Annotated in this window: 10 protein-coding genes; 2 read left to right on the forward strand and 8 right to left on the reverse strand. The window is 40.6% G+C overall.

The features are described 5' to 3' along the window. From FA047_RS20105 to FA047_RS20125, 5 genes are all read right to left on the reverse strand, one after another. Nucleotides 1-2,135 (reverse strand): DUF6443 domain-containing protein (locus tag FA047_RS20105; RefSeq protein WP_225872806.1); only part of this gene is annotated, 2,135 nt, incomplete at its 3' end. A gap of 37 nt (nt 2,136-2,172) precedes the next feature. Then, nucleotides 2,173-6,243, reverse strand: a complete 4,071-nt coding sequence (locus FA047_RS20110) for a DUF5977 domain-containing protein (RefSeq protein ID WP_136837894.1) — start codon at nt 6,241-6,243, stop codon at nt 2,173-2,175. A 158-nt stretch (nt 6,244-6,401) separates the two neighbouring features. Continuing rightward, nucleotides 6,402-7,409, reverse strand: a complete 1,008-nt coding sequence (locus FA047_RS20115) for a hypothetical protein (RefSeq protein ID WP_136837895.1) — start codon at nt 7,407-7,409, stop codon at nt 6,402-6,404. Between the two features lies 1 nt (nt 7,410). Further along, nucleotides 7,411-8,514, reverse strand: a complete 1,104-nt coding sequence (locus tag FA047_RS20120; RefSeq protein WP_136837896.1) for a hypothetical protein — start codon at nt 8,512-8,514, stop codon at nt 7,411-7,413. Between the two features lies 1 nt (nt 8,515). After that, the gene (locus tag FA047_RS20125) at nt 8,516-9,484 is read right to left on the reverse strand and encodes a hypothetical protein (RefSeq protein WP_136837897.1); all 969 of its coding nucleotides are present in this window, start codon (nt 9,482-9,484) and stop codon (nt 8,516-8,518) included. 217 nt (nt 9,485-9,701) lie between these two features. Here FA047_RS20125 and FA047_RS20130 point away from each other — a divergent pair, with 217 nt between their 5' ends. Both FA047_RS20130 and FA047_RS20135 read left to right on the forward strand, forming a co-directional pair. Further along, on the forward strand, nt 9,702-11,672 hold the full coding sequence (locus FA047_RS20130; RefSeq protein ID WP_136837898.1) for a sensor histidine kinase: 1,971 nt from the start codon (nt 9,702-9,704) through the stop codon (nt 11,670-11,672). Nucleotides 11,673-11,802: 130 nt separating this feature from the next. Next, nucleotides 11,803-12,789 (forward strand): cyclic nucleotide-binding domain-containing protein, encoded by a 987-nt coding sequence (locus FA047_RS20135; protein ID WP_136837899.1) that lies wholly within the window; start codon nt 11,803-11,805, stop codon nt 12,787-12,789. Nucleotides 12,790-13,116: 327 nt separating this feature from the next. On the opposite strand, the gene FA047_RS20140 is transcribed toward FA047_RS20135, so the two are convergent. The 3 genes from FA047_RS20140 to FA047_RS20150 all read right to left on the reverse strand — a co-directional run. Then, nucleotides 13,117-14,721: a gliding motility protein RemB gene (locus tag FA047_RS20140; protein ID WP_136837900.1), complete on the reverse strand. Its 1,605-nt coding sequence runs from the start codon at nt 14,719-14,721 to the stop codon at nt 13,117-13,119. Nucleotides 14,722-14,725: 4 nt separating this feature from the next. Beyond that, nucleotides 14,726-16,678 (reverse strand): polysaccharide biosynthesis protein, encoded by a 1,953-nt coding sequence (locus FA047_RS20145; RefSeq protein ID WP_136837901.1) that lies wholly within the window; start codon nt 16,676-16,678, stop codon nt 14,726-14,728. 54 nt (nt 16,679-16,732) lie between these two features. Beyond that, nucleotides 16,733-17,488, reverse strand: a 756-nt coding sequence (locus tag FA047_RS20150) for a UDP-glucose dehydrogenase family protein (protein WP_136837902.1), incomplete at its 5' end; no start/stop codon positions are given.

A 17,488-nucleotide genomic window follows, 5' to 3' on the forward strand; every position in this document is an offset into this window, starting at 1 on the left:
TTCATCGTCTTGATATTCCCCATCACGTCATACGTAAGCACCTCTGCCATCGCAACGCCGGTACTGCTGCCGCTCAACAAACGGTTCAATTTATCATACCCATACGTATAAACATTTGTGAAACTTACTCCTGAGCCCCAATCCTGATTTGCAATATTACCATTGTATTGCGGAACAGTGACATCATCATATTTCAGCTTCATACTAAACTGATCTGAACTGCTACCTTTCAGCCAGCCACGCTCATTATAAGCATACGCTGTATTTTGCAAAAAGCTCGATCCCCCATCGGTACTGTGCAGCTCCTTTTTCTGTAATTGACCCAACTCATTATAAGAAAGCTTGCTCAGTACCACTTCAGTAGCCCCATTTATAGATTCCATAGTCGCCAATTTGCGGCCCATATGGTCATAATCAAACCGCGTGGCAATGGTGGTAGTGTTACCCCCTACAACGTGTATCCGCATACTTGCCATTAATTCACCCGCAAAGTTATAGGTATTGTCTACCACATCCGTCCCGCTCAGGTTATTCTGGCTCTTGGTCTGTATTGCTCTTCCTTCTTCATCATAATAGATTGTACTCAAAAGCATCGTACTACTTCCGAGCACATTTACCTTACCACCAGTCGACATGCCTCTTACCGCAGCACTCTGCGCGCCAGAAGGTCCCGAAAAACTATTGCCATAAAAAGCATAATCATCATAGTAGCTTATTGAATGATATGCACTAACTCCGCTGGTTGGAAGCGTCTCATTGGTATATCCTGTACCCGTTCCACTGGCGTTTGCATTGTCTCTCTTTTCCCATAAAACGGATTGGCCATATATGCTGGTTTGCCATGCCGTCCGATCAGAACTACTACCCATCAACCCCGTAATCACAGTTCTGCCAAGCGCATCGTACTTCACGAATGACCATTGGTTGTTCGCCCGCTGGATAGAATCCTGGCTCAGCACCATCTGATTCAGCTTATTGTAAACCATATGCTCCCAACCTTTACCTGGCAATTTCTTTTCGATCAGTCTCTTCCTCCCATCATACCTATACTGGTAACAAAAATCATTCAATGCTGTTGATCCTGGTATTGCCGCAGCATCCGGATCTGCTCCCGGAGGCAATACAAAACTCAGGTTCCCCAGATCATCATATACATAATAAGTAGAAAGCACTTCTATATTTCCTCCTGCATCCTTATTAAACAGTCTTTTCAACATCAGTCGGCCTTCCTTATCCTTGTATTCTTCCAATGTTCCAGCTTTTCCATCTCCGCTAACCCAGTTTTCATCTTTACTGACGGTAAGGGATAATTGATTGACAGCATAATAGCCCGTTCCTGAAAGTGTGCGTTGGTACTCACGACCGGAAACTACAGATGGTATGGCACTATACTGCCTTACCGCAAAACCAGTGGTCGAATAAGATGTAGAAGTATTATTTGCACCGTAAACCAGCTTAGCAGTATGCCCTGCCGACAACTGCCATGACGCTCCAGCGGCACCCTGTTCTACCACGCGGTTTAATGGAGAAGGCTCAAACTTTGTTTCTGCAAAGGCAGCATTGGTTATAGTAGCCACACCAGTAGCTCCATAGCTCAATGGGTTGTTATAAAACGCAGTTTGGTCAGTTATAGCGGCAGTCTTAAAACTACCGTTGCTGGTCAGCAGCGAAGACACATAAGGGAGGTATTTTTTAACCTCCCTGCCAAAAGCATCGTAAACCGCAGGTTGCACCACATCACGAAATGAAGGGCTTCCCTGCACCATAATTTGTTGCATCGTCCTACCCAAACCATCATAATATTGAACAGTCTGGTTTACCTCGCAAACATTCCTGGAATCGTTGATATTGCCTGAGTTTACCCCTGCGACCTTAAAAATTCTTGATCGTACAAAGTTCTGACTGGTTGTGGGCGACCAGGCAAAAGGCGTACAGCTCTGAAAACTAGCCAAAGTATAAATCCTTACGTTACTTCCAGAAGGAATATAAAAACCATCTGCTAGTGTAATGCTTCTGGAGGCAGTGATCTGTGTTTGGTTGCTGTAACTGTTTAAGGTAATATCTTGTGCTATGGCAACCTCGCTCATCAAAAGAGTAAAAGATGCAGCAATAAATATTTTGAATCTTATAGACATATCTTATCAATTATATTATAAAAACTACCTGTATTACTCAATCTAAAACTCCTAGAAACTCTATCTCGAGTCCTGGAGAAACCACCCCAACTCCATTGGTCGTATTGTTAAACCAGGAGGTTGCAGATCCATTTATTTTCATCAAAAGCTCATCACTTCCTGTGCCGCCAATGGTCACCGCAGCACCATAACCTCCATTCGGCAAGTAGAAAGTTTTAGTCCCACTTGCAGGAAATACTTCCCTGGTTCTAATTCCTGTTGATGATATAAATTCAATGGTAAAGGTTACCCCGCTACCACTCATATTTTTCAAAGTAACCTGCTTACAGTTTGTAGTACTTAGACATTGGGCGTTCGCCGCGCCATATGTAGCACCATTTGTGCTGATGTCATTGGTAGCTTGTGAGTTGGCATCGGCCTGACTTATTATAGAAGTATATTTACCCGCAGGGACGATATAACTCACCCTGGTAGCTTTATTAGGGGATGAACATCCCGTCTTATCATAGTTCTGATAAGCTTCTGCACTGTAATAAACAATAGAACACGAGCCGTTTGAGTTTGCGTACGCCTGTTTATTTGCCTGAACTTGTGCATAAGCTAATGCATTGGCAGCAGATTGATTATGAGTCGAAGAATACGTATTTGCCGGCACGGTATAAGTTACAATACTTCCAGTATACCCTGATGAGCAGTTGTTTCTACGTGCTGTATCAGATACCGCTGCGTTCCAATAAATATGTGAAGGAATCGGGTTTTCGTTAAAGTTGTAATCATTTCTTTTAATCACATTCAGATTCTGATCTTTTACTGCGAGTAGCCTACCAACTGCATCATAATCATAATAGGTTGGTTTATTATTGGTGCCTACTTCAGATTTCAACTTCAGATCATTATTATAAGTATAGCCTGCCATCGCTGCATCTTCAGGCAAGATTCGCAACTCATCAATCACGCCAGATCCGCTTAAACTCACAGAAGTAACTCCTGTGATCAAATGCTCAAAACAAGTCCATCCCTGAACCGCATTTTTCTTCCCAGCAGATCCTACTGTTCCTGTCACAGACAAAGGACTTGTACTCTGAATCCAATAACTAAGCTGGTAACTCTTTGCTGAATTCAGCCCGCTTTTTGAAACACTTCCGCTGGTCAGGTTATAAGATTTGCTTCCAGTCAGTCCTCCACTGTTCCGTGTCGAGGAGCCTACAGTCCAGCCTCCATTTCCCGAACTTTCAAAACTGGTAAAAGCAATATCCGCTGGCAATGCATTGGTTGCCTTAGCCAGCAAAGCCATTTCTTTTTGATCCCAGACATACGAATTTACCGCACCATAATCCAGGCTCTGTTTTAGCAGTGTTCCTTTAGCATTATAATCATAATTTATAGCATTTACATAGTTACCGTCTAACTGCAAGATACTTACCGGATAAGTAAGCAAAGGCGATACGCTCACACTTTGCGGCGCATTGGATTCAAATTTACTAACAGAAACAGGGTACAACGCGGTATCAGGAGAAATTCCATAGTTCTTGTAATAATTAACTTCCGATGAACCTAGGTTTGCATTTTTAAACTGGTAAGTAGAGATCAGTGGATTATAATACCTTTTCTTCAACAGCAAGAAACTGTTGTCGCTGGATATCACATCAGCACAATCAAAAGCATACACATATCTTGTGGTTGTCGAATCGGCTTTACTGCCCAAGCTAACAGACTTTGTCATGTTGTTGTGGTAAGGGCTTTCGTAAAAACTCTTCTCTGTTGTGCTCACCAGATCGCCCGAAGCATTCAACTGCTTTACGAATTTGTTTTTGAGATATACGTATTTAGGTATTTCGTAATAATAATTAAGATAATGCATTAAAATAGCAGGCGGCGGCCCACCCGGAGGTGGTACTGTATAAAAATTACAGATATTCCTCACATCTTCGGTCTGATATTTGAAAAATGAGAATTTATCCGCAGATGCTTTTGATGCATATTCATAAGTTTCCTCTAAAAGCTGTTGGCCATTCTTGTCAAATACCTTTTTACTCTTTATCTGTCCGGCCAGCAAATTATTGGACTCATGCTTAGCATACATATCAGGAAAATTTCCGTACCCATCATATACCGGTTTCGAAATTGAGTAATTGGAATAAAAAGTAGAATCCGGGGTATTGTCACTAGTAAAATACTGGTATTCTGTATAGCCGTTGAGATCTGCCCCTACTTTATTGATTTCTGTAACCCGATTGTATTGAATTACCGGTGCGTTAGTGATTTGCGATTCTTTATTAAAGGAACTTACCATATAAGCCCAACCGGCGGTACAATAGCTAAAAGGAAATCGCTGATAGAATGATGGCGGAATATTCAAATAGCCTGAAGAGAAGCCACCATCATAGGTGTAATCATAACTTCTGGACATGACCTGACTGGTTTTGGTATCGGTAGTAATAATTTCTTTGATTCTGATTCCTCCGACCAAACTGTCTAAAGGATTTTGAGTACTGTCAAAATATGGACTATCATATTGTGAGCCATATTTGTTAGGCTCATATTTGAATTCAGCATGGGCTCCTGTCGGATAAGTAATCCCTGTTAAACTCTCCAACATCACATAAGGCCATTGTGGTTTATAGTCAGTATTTCCTGATCCTACCATTGCCGCATCAGGAACGAGTCTATGATTATAATAGCCCCAGTAATCTCTCGCACCACTGATGTAGTGTGTAGTATCAGACCCAATGATACGGGGAGTAAACAAGGTATCACAGTACTTAAAATTATAAGTACCCAGATTAGTTACACGGTCTTCACCATAGATGGTTAAAGCTTCAAGCTTAGATCTTAGAGAAGATTGAAACGAATGATAATTAAATACAATTTTCCGTTTAAGTACATTCTCGTTATCCTTTATGATGATGGAGTCCAGCAGTCCGTAGCTGGTAAAGAACTCTGCATTCTCAAAATCAGAGCTAATCTTTTGTGTGAGAAAGATCTTCTGGCCATCGACTCTTCTTCCATTGCCTACTGAAAGCACCCTGGTTGAAGGAATCTGAGGTACTCCGCCTCTGGAATCAAATTCAAATCCAGAAATGCTGCTTTGTGTATAGGAAAAGACAATTGAATCTTTCGTATTCCTGTCTACTATTTTATCCAATCCCCAGTCCGTGGTAGTAGCGAAACTTTTGATGGCATACCTGCTTTCATCTTGTCCAAACGAAGTCCCTTTGGATCCAAAAATATAGGTTCTCCCATTGTCTGTATCAATTTTCCAGTTCACAAACTTGTTAACCAACATCGAATCTATGTATTGGCTATAAGGAGGCTTGTGAGTATAGGTCTGAGTCTCAATAGTACGATTAGCGCCAATTTTTACCGATTCATTCATCGGGCTCATTTTAAACTTCCGGTCCGGGGTCAGCATAAATTTACCTGTAACATCTGGAGTGCTTAAACTGAAAACATCCGGTTCCATATCTATAAGTCCAGTATGAAGATTTTCGGCAAAGGTATTACCGATCGGATTGGCATTTGAAGTATTTGCCATTGAAAGCAAAGTATTGTAAGGAAGGGACATATGGTTTAATGGACTTAGATCCATATAATACCCCCCTGTTATACCCAAATTATACAATGCTGCGTAGGTTTCATCTCTTTTCTTTGGCTCTGCAGTGTACCCATCAGGAACAATAAATGGAGGTTGTAAATTGATTCTATGAGCTGGATAAAAGTTATTTTTTATCGCTGGAAAAAGATAATTCAACCTCACATTCAAACCCTCATCTGGATTAGACCTCACGGTTCTGGATATGGTGCCACCCGTTTGAAGGTCCCAGCCAAGCCCTACCCATGTAGACCTGTCAGAAGTTTTAATACCACCTCCATGGTACCTCAACACCAGCGGTACGCTAAGCGACTTCCCTTTTACCGTATAAAGCGGTATCGAAATCTCCGGGATACCATTAGCCAGGTTAACAGGCACATCAATAAACTTGTCTGCCATTTCCGCATTTGGAGATTTCGGAACAAAATTCTCATTAACTGTAGATTGCGCGTCTGCGTTTAAGGAAATGCACAGGCATAGCAAGACCACTACTATTTTCAAATAGCTGTTACTCATACGTATTATTTTTTTGTTTTCTGAAAAGAATAAGCTGAACGGATGCTTGAAATCCATCCTATAGGCAAGAAGATGCAAATTTCTGATTTTTGAGAGCATTGAGAATGAGCGTTAAATATGTATGATAAATCTAATCAATTATTATATAAAACAATAGATTATTTAATTTTCCTGGCTGAACTTCCCTCTAACTTCTGCAATCTATCTTTTACCTCCTGATTTTCTTTTTTCATTTCTATCAAATGTAGCGTCAGCTCCTCAATCTTCTGAAGCAACTTTGCATTCATACTCCCTAATTCCACCCCATTAGCCTTCACCTCACTAGCCGAAGGAATTCCCGGTAAATGACCTTTCTCTTTAATATGCTTTTCAGTTTCTTGAAGTGTTGGCAGTTTATACGATGGCGCAAACACATAATCCGGCCAATTAGTATTCTCTACCTTGATCTCACGTGCCCTGATTTTACCATTTACCTCTAGTTTCTCTGTAGGAGTATTGATTCCAATTCCTATCTTCCCATCAACGAGTACATCATTATGACTACTCACAGTAGTGATCATAGAGGTTGTTCCTGTAGGCATTTCACCTTCATTGAAGGTCCATCCTGAATAGTTCGGTTGCGCATGACCTGCTCCCGTCCCGTCCGTCCCCGATACAGAATAATTAGACCAGTAAGAACCATCATTTGCGATTTCAATCCTGATATAAGAAGCGCCATTTTTCACATAAGTCCCCAATCTAACCCTTGATGGCTTTCTATAGCCCAGATCACTTTGCCATTGACTCCAATAGAAACCACCTTGATAATAGTACCAACCCAAAGTAATCCGCATCGCTCTATTAATTACATTGCCCGTGTTACCAGCATTCCCGTACATATATCCTGTAATATGAATCTGTGGTGAAGCACTGTCATTGGCCGGGATACTAGTATTCATATAAAAATATCCAGGAGAATCGCCTAGTGGAGGTATCTTTAACACGTTATTGTACATCCCATTTCCACCAACTGAGCCCGTGGCATGTGCATCACCTATAACTGTGAGTGGGCTCCCCGGACTTAAAGTACCAACGCCCACATTACCTGTAGTAGGGAGCGTATTTGTCTGCGCGTTTGCAAATATTCCACAAAGCACTAAATGAATTAAAACGTAAATTCTCCTCATATTATTTTTTATTTATTGTCATTTCCAATTTCCTTAATCTGTCTTCCTGATCACTATTGATAAGTTTTTGTTCCTGGAGCTGTTTGTTTTTTTCAATCAAATGCAGTGTTAGCTCTTCAATCTTCTGAAGCAACTTTGCATTCATACTCCCTAATTCCACCCCATTAGCCTTCACCTCACTAGCCGAAGGAATTCCCGGTAAATGACCTTTCTCTTTAATATGCTTTTCAGTTTCTTGAAGTGTTGGCAGTTTATAAGATGGGAGGAATACATAATCCGGCCAGTTAGCAGTTTCCACTTTGATTTCCCTGGCTCTGATCTTACCATTTACCTCCAGTTTCTCCGAAGGACTGGCAGTTCCAATCCCAAAAGATCCCGCAGCTGTGATTGTTGCAAATAAATTTAGATTGCTACCACCGCCACTAGTATTCACGCTTTCGGCGCTAGTCGCGTCGCTGGTGCCAAAAAACTTGAACCCACCATAGTTAAATTCAAGATAAGAACTTCGGTCACTCATCGGACGATTGAAAGTCCCGGTAACGCTAGTAAAATCGACATTATAACCAACGCCACCATAATTACCTCCACTATAGCCGATTTTCACTGCCCTATTGTTACCAACATTGTTCCCAGTCCAGGCAATATTACCTCCTACGTTAAACTGCTCTGTTAAGTTAGTGGTTGCTATTCCTACTCTTCCTGAATGGGCAATTCTCATCGCTTCATTATCCAAAGCTGAGATTTCTGTATTCAATCCACTGGACACGGCGGTATGAAATGTTATTCCATTGACATAATTCATCGAAAGGTAAGAACCTAAATCAGAACCATTATTAAATCTAATAACACTATTTGTAGAAGCTCCCGCTTTAACATTATTACCTAAAATTGTTGAAGCTCCACCATTAATCTCAGACAAAGTGGCATAGTTAATTGAATAGCTTTTATTAAAGTTGATTAACTTAACATCTCCATTTACGCTTAATTCATGTGTAGGACTAAGTGTTCCAATTCCCACATTACCAGTGGTTGGTAATGTATTCGTTTGACCAAATGAAGCACCATACGATGCTACCAAACTCATTAAAATGCAAATCTTTTTCATATTACTTTATTTTAGATTTTAGTTCCTTAATTTCCTTTTGTTGTTTAAATAAATTCTCTTTGAATGATGCATTCTCCTTCTTTATTTCGATCAAATGCAGCGTCAACTCTTCAATTTTCTGAAGCAGCTTCGCATTCATATCCCCCAGATCTACACCATTAGCTTTCACTTCTATTGCCGAAGGAATCCCCGGCAAATGTCCTTTCTCTTTAATATGCTTTTCTATTTCCTGAAGTGTTGGAATCTTATAAGATGGCAAAAACACATAATCCGGCCAAGTACCCTGAAGCTTGACCTTTACAGATTCTGCGATCATATTCCCCGCAACAGCTAGCTTATAACCCTTAGTGTCTGTTGTTCCAACACCTAAATTTCCTGCCGGATCAATCCTCACGCTTTCACTAAAGGTTCCTGATTTAAGAGTTGAGAATGCTAGATATCCTGTGCCTTGATCTTGAGCTGCAGTAGTTACACCGAGAGCAATTCTTGCATATACCGGATTATACGCTCCGTTAGTTGTACTAAAATCAATCCCCACATCATTTGAAGTCCCTAATGCACTACGTCTTAGAGTTAATGTATTTGTGGGTTGGTCAGTTCCAATTCCTACATTACCATTATACTGCCACGTCATTGCGTGCTGGTCTGGAATATTATTCTGATTAGCTACCCCATTAATATACAGATCCAATTTAGATCCCCACACTGATGATCCTCCATGCCCGATTCTAAATTCCGCAGCCTCTGGATATGCATAGTTAGCAGTCCCGCTACGTGAAAGTTTAAGTCCTGCTTGAGATGGAACTTCTATACCACCAGGCTTACTATCAGTATTAATATTAATATGTAGCGGTTGCTCTGGAGAGCTTGTCCCAATCCCTACATTCCCACTAGCCGGAAATGTATTGGTCTGCGAAAAAGCGCCTGAGAATACCAATCCCAGCACTAGAGTAGTGAGTTGTTTTTTCATAAAAAAGAAGGTTTAAATCTTGTGGAAATGCAAGCAGTTGCTTGATGAGAACCCACTGCTAGCAGCGGGCATAGAGTTGAGAGCGTAATCATAAAGTAAAATTTTAATTAAAGATAAAGAATTACTTACATCTTAACCAACCGGACAACAAATTATTTCGCCATCCGTTCCCCCAACTTAAGATATTTTCTTAGTTTTATAACACAATAGCCTAAATATGCGGTTCGGGATAATTTTTTTAATCTTCAGTCTACTTTTATATCTTGATGTTTCAGGGCAGGTCTTAACTCCAAGCGCTGACAACAAGAGCCTTGGAAAGCAGATTACTTATTTCGAAGATAAAACTGCAAGCCTGTCACTAGAGGATATCAAAACCGTTGATACCCAGGGAAAGTTCAGCCCCGGGAAAAAGGACATCCTGAATTTTGGCAATACCGCCTCCGCCTTCTGGATAAAATTCAATTATAAAAGAAAAGACAGTTCCAAAGCTTATCTGATCATTGACGTACCCAACATCGAACACATCGACTGCTATGTCAGCCATCACGATCAACTAATAAAACACTTGAAATCAGGGAGCCTGGAACAGAACTACAATGACGTCAGCAATCAAAGCAATTTCGTCTTTACGCTTCCCAACCATGCACAGACAGACATCTATACGGTCTATCTGAAGCTAAAGACCAACAACGTCATGCTTGTTCCTATTAAGCTCGCTACAACCGATGCAGTAGTTAAAGGCAGGGAATGGAAAGACAGGATAGAATACGTTTATATTGGAATCTTAATCGCGCTGCTGCTGTTCAACCTCTTTTTATACATCAGCCTTGGCGACAATACTTATCTCTATTACGTCTGCTATGTACTGACGCTGTCCATATACATGCTGGCCTACCTCAGGGGATATGGGTTCGTGTTCGGCGCAGACATCAGGGTCCTCATCAATTCCTATCCTCATGTTTTCCTCAGCGCTTCAATGCTTACCGCGATGGTCTTTTCCCGAAAGTTCTTACACCTGGACGAGGTAATTCCAGGCATGCTGAAAGCTTATTATTTCCTGATAGCCGGTGCGATTGTATTGTTCTTTTTCAGTGTTTCCGGAAACAAGAGTCTGGCTGCTTCAATTTCGCAAATACTTATTGTTATAATGTCCATCATACTATGGTCAGCTGGTATCATGGCTTATTTCCGGGGGCACACAGCAGCTAAATACTACATCATTGCCTGGTTCTTTATCCTCACCACTGTTGTCATCGTCACACTTTCCCTTGGAAACATCTTGACCACTACCGAATATACCATGCAACTGGTGCCTATAGGTTCCACTTTGGAATTGCTGGTGCTTTCTTTTGCGCTGGGCGACCGCTACAAAGGCATCATTAAGAAAGAGCAGCGCCTGCGGGATGAAAACCTCAGCCTGGTACAGAATCAAAAACAGATCCTGGAGCAACTGGTAGAGCAGCGTACACAAATGCTCAGCGAAAGTATAAAAGCACTCGAATCTTCCAATGCAGTTAAAAATAAGCTGTTCTCCATCATTGCCCACGACCTCAGGAGCCCACTAAACAGCCTGATGAGTATCCTGTCGCTCAATGACATGGATGCGCTCAGCATGGCAGACCTGCAACACATGCTCAAGGAGAATAAGAAGAACATCGAGAACATCTACAACACCCTCAATAACCTCCTCCACTGGGCCAAGACACAAATGGAAGCGATCAAGGCTGAGCCGGTCAACTTTGACCTCAGACAAAGCATAGAGGAACTGATGATGGTTTACACCCCGCTCATCCAAAAGAAGGAAATTGAGGTTATCCTAAATATGAAGGGAAGCTATACCGTTCATGCCGATGAAAACCAGATTAAACTGATTCTCCGCAACCTGATCGACAATGCCATTAAATTCACCCCCAGAAATTCCAGGATAGAGCTGTCCGTCGAACGTATAGACGGGACTATAGCAGTCTGCATCGCCAATACGATCTCAGATCCTTCAAAGATCAATATCTATGACATGATGGTTCCCAGTGCCGTAGAGGCGACCTACGGCACCGAAAACGAAAAAGGGGTAGGATTAGGATTGCATCTTTGCCAGGAATACATCCGCAGTAATGGTGGCGAGTTGACGATAAAGCTGGAAGGCAAGCTGATCTCCTTTTCATTTATCCTCCCAGGGCACCAGGCATAAAAACTTTTTTTCACCTTTAAGATCCGCAGGTCAAACGTTTGCGTTAATTAATTATGGATTTTCAATCAGAATTTTGCTATTTTTAATAACGCGCTCATGAAATATCTAATTTAACAGTTAATAAATTTACATGAAGCCCACTCTCCCCATCGTTAAACCGGAATCTGCCTATACGGAGCTTGTGCTCAATTTTCTTTGTAGCTATCATCCCTTACCCGATGACCTGCGGGATGAGATAACTGCAGAATCATTTCAGACTACCTATCGACAGGGAGAATACCTCCTCAGACAAGGCGAATTCTGTACAGCACTTTATTTCATTTTGAAGGGAATAGTGGTCGGCTATACCATGAATGACGACAAAAGGCTTACCACTTACATCTGCGGTGAGGGCGACAGTGTTTCCTCTATATCCGGAATGTATGGTGAAAAGCCATCTGAGGAAAGTATTCTGGCCATGGAAGACACCGTGGTGATCGGCCTAAGTGTAGAGAAGATCGTCAGTTTGCTGGAAACATCCATTGAGATGAACATCATCATCCGGAAGATCCTGGAGAGTTTTTATAGGTCAGCTCATGAACGCTCTAATATGGTACGAATTGGAACTGCACAGGAAAAGTACGAGTACTACGTTTCCGTATCACCTGAGCACATTGGACGCGTTCCTACCGAATATGTAGCCGATTACCTGGATATCAATCCGAAAACCCTCGACAGGATCTTAAAAGAGCACCAGTCTACAAATGACAAGGAGCTTTTGAAAGAAAGATGCGATCTAATCGAAGATTTTATAGTGAAGCAACAAGGATTCAGGCAAAAGGGATTGACGCTGTCTAAAATGTCCGCAGCGCTTGACATCCCCACACATCAGCTATCTTACCTTATCAATTTCAATTACAAAAAAAGTTTCAATGCATTTGTAAACAGTTATAGGGTCATCTATGTGAGGGATCAACTGCAGCACTATAAGGAATGGCAGCATCTCAAGATCGAAGCGTTAGGTGTAGAGGGAGGTTTCGCATCCAGGAGTGTGTTTTTTGCAGAATTCAAACAACATACAGGTATGAGTCCGGCAGAATATGCCAAGTCCATACAACTTTTTAGTCCAGCATTATAATTCAGGACTAAAAATTCAACATTCTTGTTACAATAGATCGTACATTTACATTACACTCTACCAGGGAATAAATTAATAAAAGGGGGATTAAAATTTTATTTATCATGGATCAAACGATACCAGAGTGGGCAACTATTCAAAAAACATACAGGAAGTGTCCGCATTGTAAAAATGGGCACTTAGATACCAGGATCCGCAGGAGTCAGTTGGTTAAAAACCTGTTTTTCTTTATTGACTTTAAAAGATACGAGTGCAGCAACTGCGGTCATAAAGCTTATATCGTCAGTAAATAGTCATTAGCGCTCTCGCCAATTTTTTGCCAGTCTATTAAAAATCCTGATAGAGATTTCTAAAGGTACTCCTCAGGCCAAACGTAAACAATGCAGCATTGCTATTAGTTAATGAAGCTTCTCTTCTCAATACCCCACCCAGTTCTAAACGCATGTTATATTTCGGATTCAGCAAGTAAGAAACCTTTCCTTCTGCAAAATAAAGATTGGTCTTCATGCCTTGTCCAATGGAGTTCCCATAGTCAGCTTCCCGTGTGTCATAATTTTTAAAGATATTTTTACCATAATTGTCTCCCGCAGGATCTAAGCCGTATCTGGCATATAACAACTGCCCCTGAAAATCAAATCTTTTATAGCTATAGTTCAATATACCCAACAGCTCCCTAAAGTTAGCTCCAAATGGATGAGCCAATGGTTGGTTCATCGCCCCATAGTTTGATACTCTGCTGAAATGCGCATAAGTATAAGGTCTGGCGGTATTAAACTCAGCTAAGTAATTCAGATTTTTCACTTTAAATAAGTCCGATCCTCTGAAGCCTAGCTGGATGGCATATTTGTTAGCCCAATAACCATTGCTTTTGAAGAATTCTTTTGCTGTAAACTCATCAAACATAAACTGCCCATACAAAGCTGTTTTCTCCAGTATTTCATATTTAAGGTTCAGGCCAATTCTCATTTTGTCAGGAGAGGTGGTATTGGCACCTTCCACAGACCTTAAGAAGATAAAAGGATGTACATAGTTAAAATCAAAGCCCCTTCTTCCTTCGGGTTCAGCATCTGCCCAGGTTACCGCCTGGAAAAACCCTACGGAGAAACGATTGCTTACGTTCCAATCTAAATAATGCATTGCTGCCCATTTTCCACGATCACCTAGACGACGATCATTGGTGAGCTTTTCAGCTCCCGGATCAAGCATATAGGCGAATATCGTTTGATACTGGACATTACCCAGACTAGCCCTTACTCTTAAAAATGAATAATTCGCAGCTACATCAGAAAGCAACATTGACCGGTATCCGTCACCTATAAAATTCTTATCATAACCCAAGGCAATGTTTAAATGCTTGTTGGCGGTGTAGGAAAGTAAAGCTGTTACATACGACCAATCTTTTGTCTTATTCGACAACTTACCGGTCATCTGGCTTGGCACCACCTGATTACTGTCTATAAATTCTGTGACATACTTTGCAAAAACCCCCTGATTTTCAAAACCATTGGTATAAAAAGAGAATTTCTCACCAATCTTGCCGCCGATCTGGAAACCACGAGTATTTAACCAGGTAGTCTTACTGTCTTTAAAGTCACGGCCTATCTGAAAGTCCGGGAGAAAATCGGCATAAACGGTATAATCATCTCCTTTTACGTTGAACAAATGTTCATCTGTTAGCTTTCGGCGAACCCATGACCGCTTATTCAACGAATCTACACCAGCATTCACTAAACTATCATACTGTTGTTTTAACAAAGAATCATCAGCATAGAAACCTTTGATTGAAGAATGCAGCCGACTGCTGGCATCGTACGCCGATCTGTTGAGCTTCTGATAAAACTGATAAGAGTATGGGATGTTTACATTGGGAGTTTGCGCTTGAGCATAACTAAATGCCAAAGCCATTACTCCCATCAATAGGGATTTTTTCATTAGGCTAGGTGTTTTCTTCTACTTGTATCTGAGCGTCTAATTCTTCAAATACAGAGTTTTTGCTTTTAAATTCAGGTACAATGACCTTCATTTGTTTTACAACCTGACGGTTGTTATTTAATGTAGCGAAACCGATCAATTGATAGATCTGTGATTCTATATCATTAAATACATATTCCCTTACCTGGCCAATCATGATTTTCTCATGATGAGTCGGCATGGTGCTTTCACTATCATTCAGTAATTCTTCAAAAAGCTTCTCACCAGGCCTTAAACCTGAGTAAGCAATTTTAATGTCCTGATTTGGGATCAATCCTGCCAGACGAATCATTTTCTTTGCCAGTTCAACGATCTTAACAGATTTACCCATGTCAAACACAAAGATCTCACCACCCTTGCCCATGCAGCCGGCCTCTAATACCAATCGGCAAGCTTCTGGGATTGTCATAAAATAACGTGTAATTTCAGGATGTGTTACAGTTACAGGACCACCTTTTTCAATTTGCTGTTTAAAGCGCGGGATTACAGATCCATTAGAGCCTAAAACATTCCCGAATCTGGTCGTGATAAATTTGGTGATCGGCTTTACATTTCCATCATTCAGGTAACTCAGACCATTAGAAAATATCAAATCTGGATTATTAAGAGAATCATTGAGCGATTGCACATAAATCTCCGCGATGCGCTTAGAAGCCCCCATCACATTTGTAGGATTCACGGCTTTATCTGTAGAGATCATTACGAATTTTTGAACACCATATTTAACCGACAAGTCTGCTATAGTTTTAGTACCAAATACATTTGTTTTAATCGCTTCTGCCGCATTATCTTCCATCAAAGGAACATGTTTGTATGCTGCAGCATGGTAAACGTAATGCGGCTTGTAGGTATCAAATAAATGCTGCATACGTTTTTCATCCTTTACATCTCCGATGAAAGCATGAAAATTGGTATTTGCATTAGTTTCCTCTAACTCTAAATAAATATTGTGCAATGCCGTTTCACTTTGATCACAAAGAATAATTAAGCCGGTTTCAAACTTCATCAGCTGCCTTACAACCTCACTTCCAATTGAGCCAGCGGCTCCTGTGATCAAAATTCGTTTATCTTTTAACTGCTTCTGAATACCATCAATATCAATCTGAATAGTTTTTCTATTGAGCAAGTCTTCAATATTGATATTTTGGATCTGTGCAGTAGTTACATCACCTTTTGCCCAAACTTCAGGTGAAGGAATATTTAAAATCTTAACATCATTCTCCAAACAAATGTCGACGATTTGATTTTTTCTTTCCAGCGGAATCGTGTAAGAAGCAAAGATGATCTCATCAACTTCATGTTTAACGATTAAATGCTCCAATTGGCCAGCATCCAAGATTTTAATCCCGTCAATAGTCTTTCCTACTTTACGCAAGTCATCATCCACATAAGCAATGATTGTCTTGTTAACCTTCGCATCATGATCAAAAGTACGTTTAGTGGCTACACCAGCTTCACCTGCTCCATAGATGATAATTCTGATTTTGTCCAGATTAGCATTCTTAATGTACATAAAAAAGTACTTCACAATTACCCGATAGGTGATTAAGAAAAGAAAACTAAATAAGGTATAAACAACAATGGCTACATTACTGATTACATGCTGACCTGTGATGACTATGGCTAATGCATGCGCAAAAAATAGCAATAATGAATTGAGTATTACAGCAAACAAAATCCTAAATGAGTCTTGAGCTGAGGTATACCTAACTATTCCCGCATAGCTTTTTACGCTATAAAATACAGCAGAATTGATCAATATGACCAATACCACAGCTTTATAAAAGGCAAGAAAATCTATATTTCCGATAATAAAATTATGCTGCAATATGACAGCCAACAGCAGAGCAATGATACTTAGACAGGTATCAATTGTAAATATAATCCACCTGGATACAATTTGTAGTTTTGTAAACATAGAGCTCCTTTAGTATATAACTGAGCAAAGCTAACAATAATTAAACCAAAACGGTTAAACTATAGGTGCTGAATTATAACTTAGGACATTTCTTTCCAATGTTTTACGGCCAACACTATTATAATAATAACCCAGATCAATCATTTTCTGAAGGTCATACAAATTACGTCCATCGAAAATAACCTTATTGCTTAGGGTTTCTTCCATTTTATCAAAGTCAGGATTTCTGAATACTGACCATTCTGTCGCGATCAGCAATGCATCAGCATTTTTTAATGCGTCATATTGATTGCTGGCATAGCCGACTTTGTCTCCAAGCTGAGCCTTCACATTCTCCATCCCTTCCGGGTCAAATGCAGTCACAGTAGCCCCATTTTTAATCAGCTCGTCGATAATATATAATGCCGGCGCCTCTCTGATATCATCAGTTTCCGGTTTAAAAGCCAAACCCCAAAGGGCAAAATGTTTGCCTTTTAAGTCACCTTTATAATATTTCAAAAGCTTATCTACAAGTATGGTTTTTTGCCTTTCATTTACTTCCATTACAGCTTTCAGAATCTGAAAATCATAACTGTTCTCATCTGCAGCCTTAGCAAGGGCCTGAACATCTTTAGGGAAGCAGCTTCCTCCATAACCAATACCAGGAAATAAGAAACGCTTTCCTATACGGTCATCAGATCCAATACCTTTACGTACGGCATCCACATCTGCACCAACGATCTCGCATAAATTAGCGACCTCATTCATGAAAGTAATTTTAGTAGCCAGGAATGAATTAGCCGCATATTTCGTCAATTCAGATGAACGCTC

This window comes from Pedobacter frigoris (genome assembly GCF_005116445.1).
Classification (GTDB): domain Bacteria; phylum Bacteroidota; class Bacteroidia; order Sphingobacteriales; family Sphingobacteriaceae; genus Pedobacter; species Pedobacter frigoris.

Bases quoted from the DNA above. Each gene is read 5' to 3' on its own strand.
- FA047_RS20145 (WP_136837901.1), bottom strand. From the start codon at position 16,678: ATGTTTACAAAACTACAAATTGTATCCAGGTGGATTATATTTACAATT.
- FA047_RS20125 (WP_136837897.1), bottom strand. From the start codon at position 9,484: ATGAAAAAACAACTCACTACTCTAGTGCTGGGATTGGTATTCTCAGGC.
- FA047_RS20110 (WP_136837894.1), bottom strand. From the start codon at position 6,243: ATGAGTAACAGCTATTTGAAAATAGTAGTGGTCTTGCTATGCCTGTGC.
- FA047_RS20130 (WP_136837898.1), top strand. From the start codon at position 9,702: ATGCGGTTCGGGATAATTTTTTTAATCTTCAGTCTACTTTTATATCTT.
- FA047_RS20140 (WP_136837900.1), bottom strand. From the start codon at position 14,721: ATGAAAAAATCCCTATTGATGGGAGTAATGGCTTTGGCATTTAGTTAT.
- FA047_RS20135 (WP_136837899.1), top strand. From the start codon at position 11,803: ATGAAGCCCACTCTCCCCATCGTTAAACCGGAATCTGCCTATACGGAG.
- FA047_RS20115 (WP_136837895.1), bottom strand. From the start codon at position 7,409: ATGAGGAGAATTTACGTTTTAATTCATTTAGTGCTTTGTGGAATATTT.
- FA047_RS20120 (WP_136837896.1), bottom strand. From the start codon at position 8,514: ATGAAAAAGATTTGCATTTTAATGAGTTTGGTAGCATCGTATGGTGCT.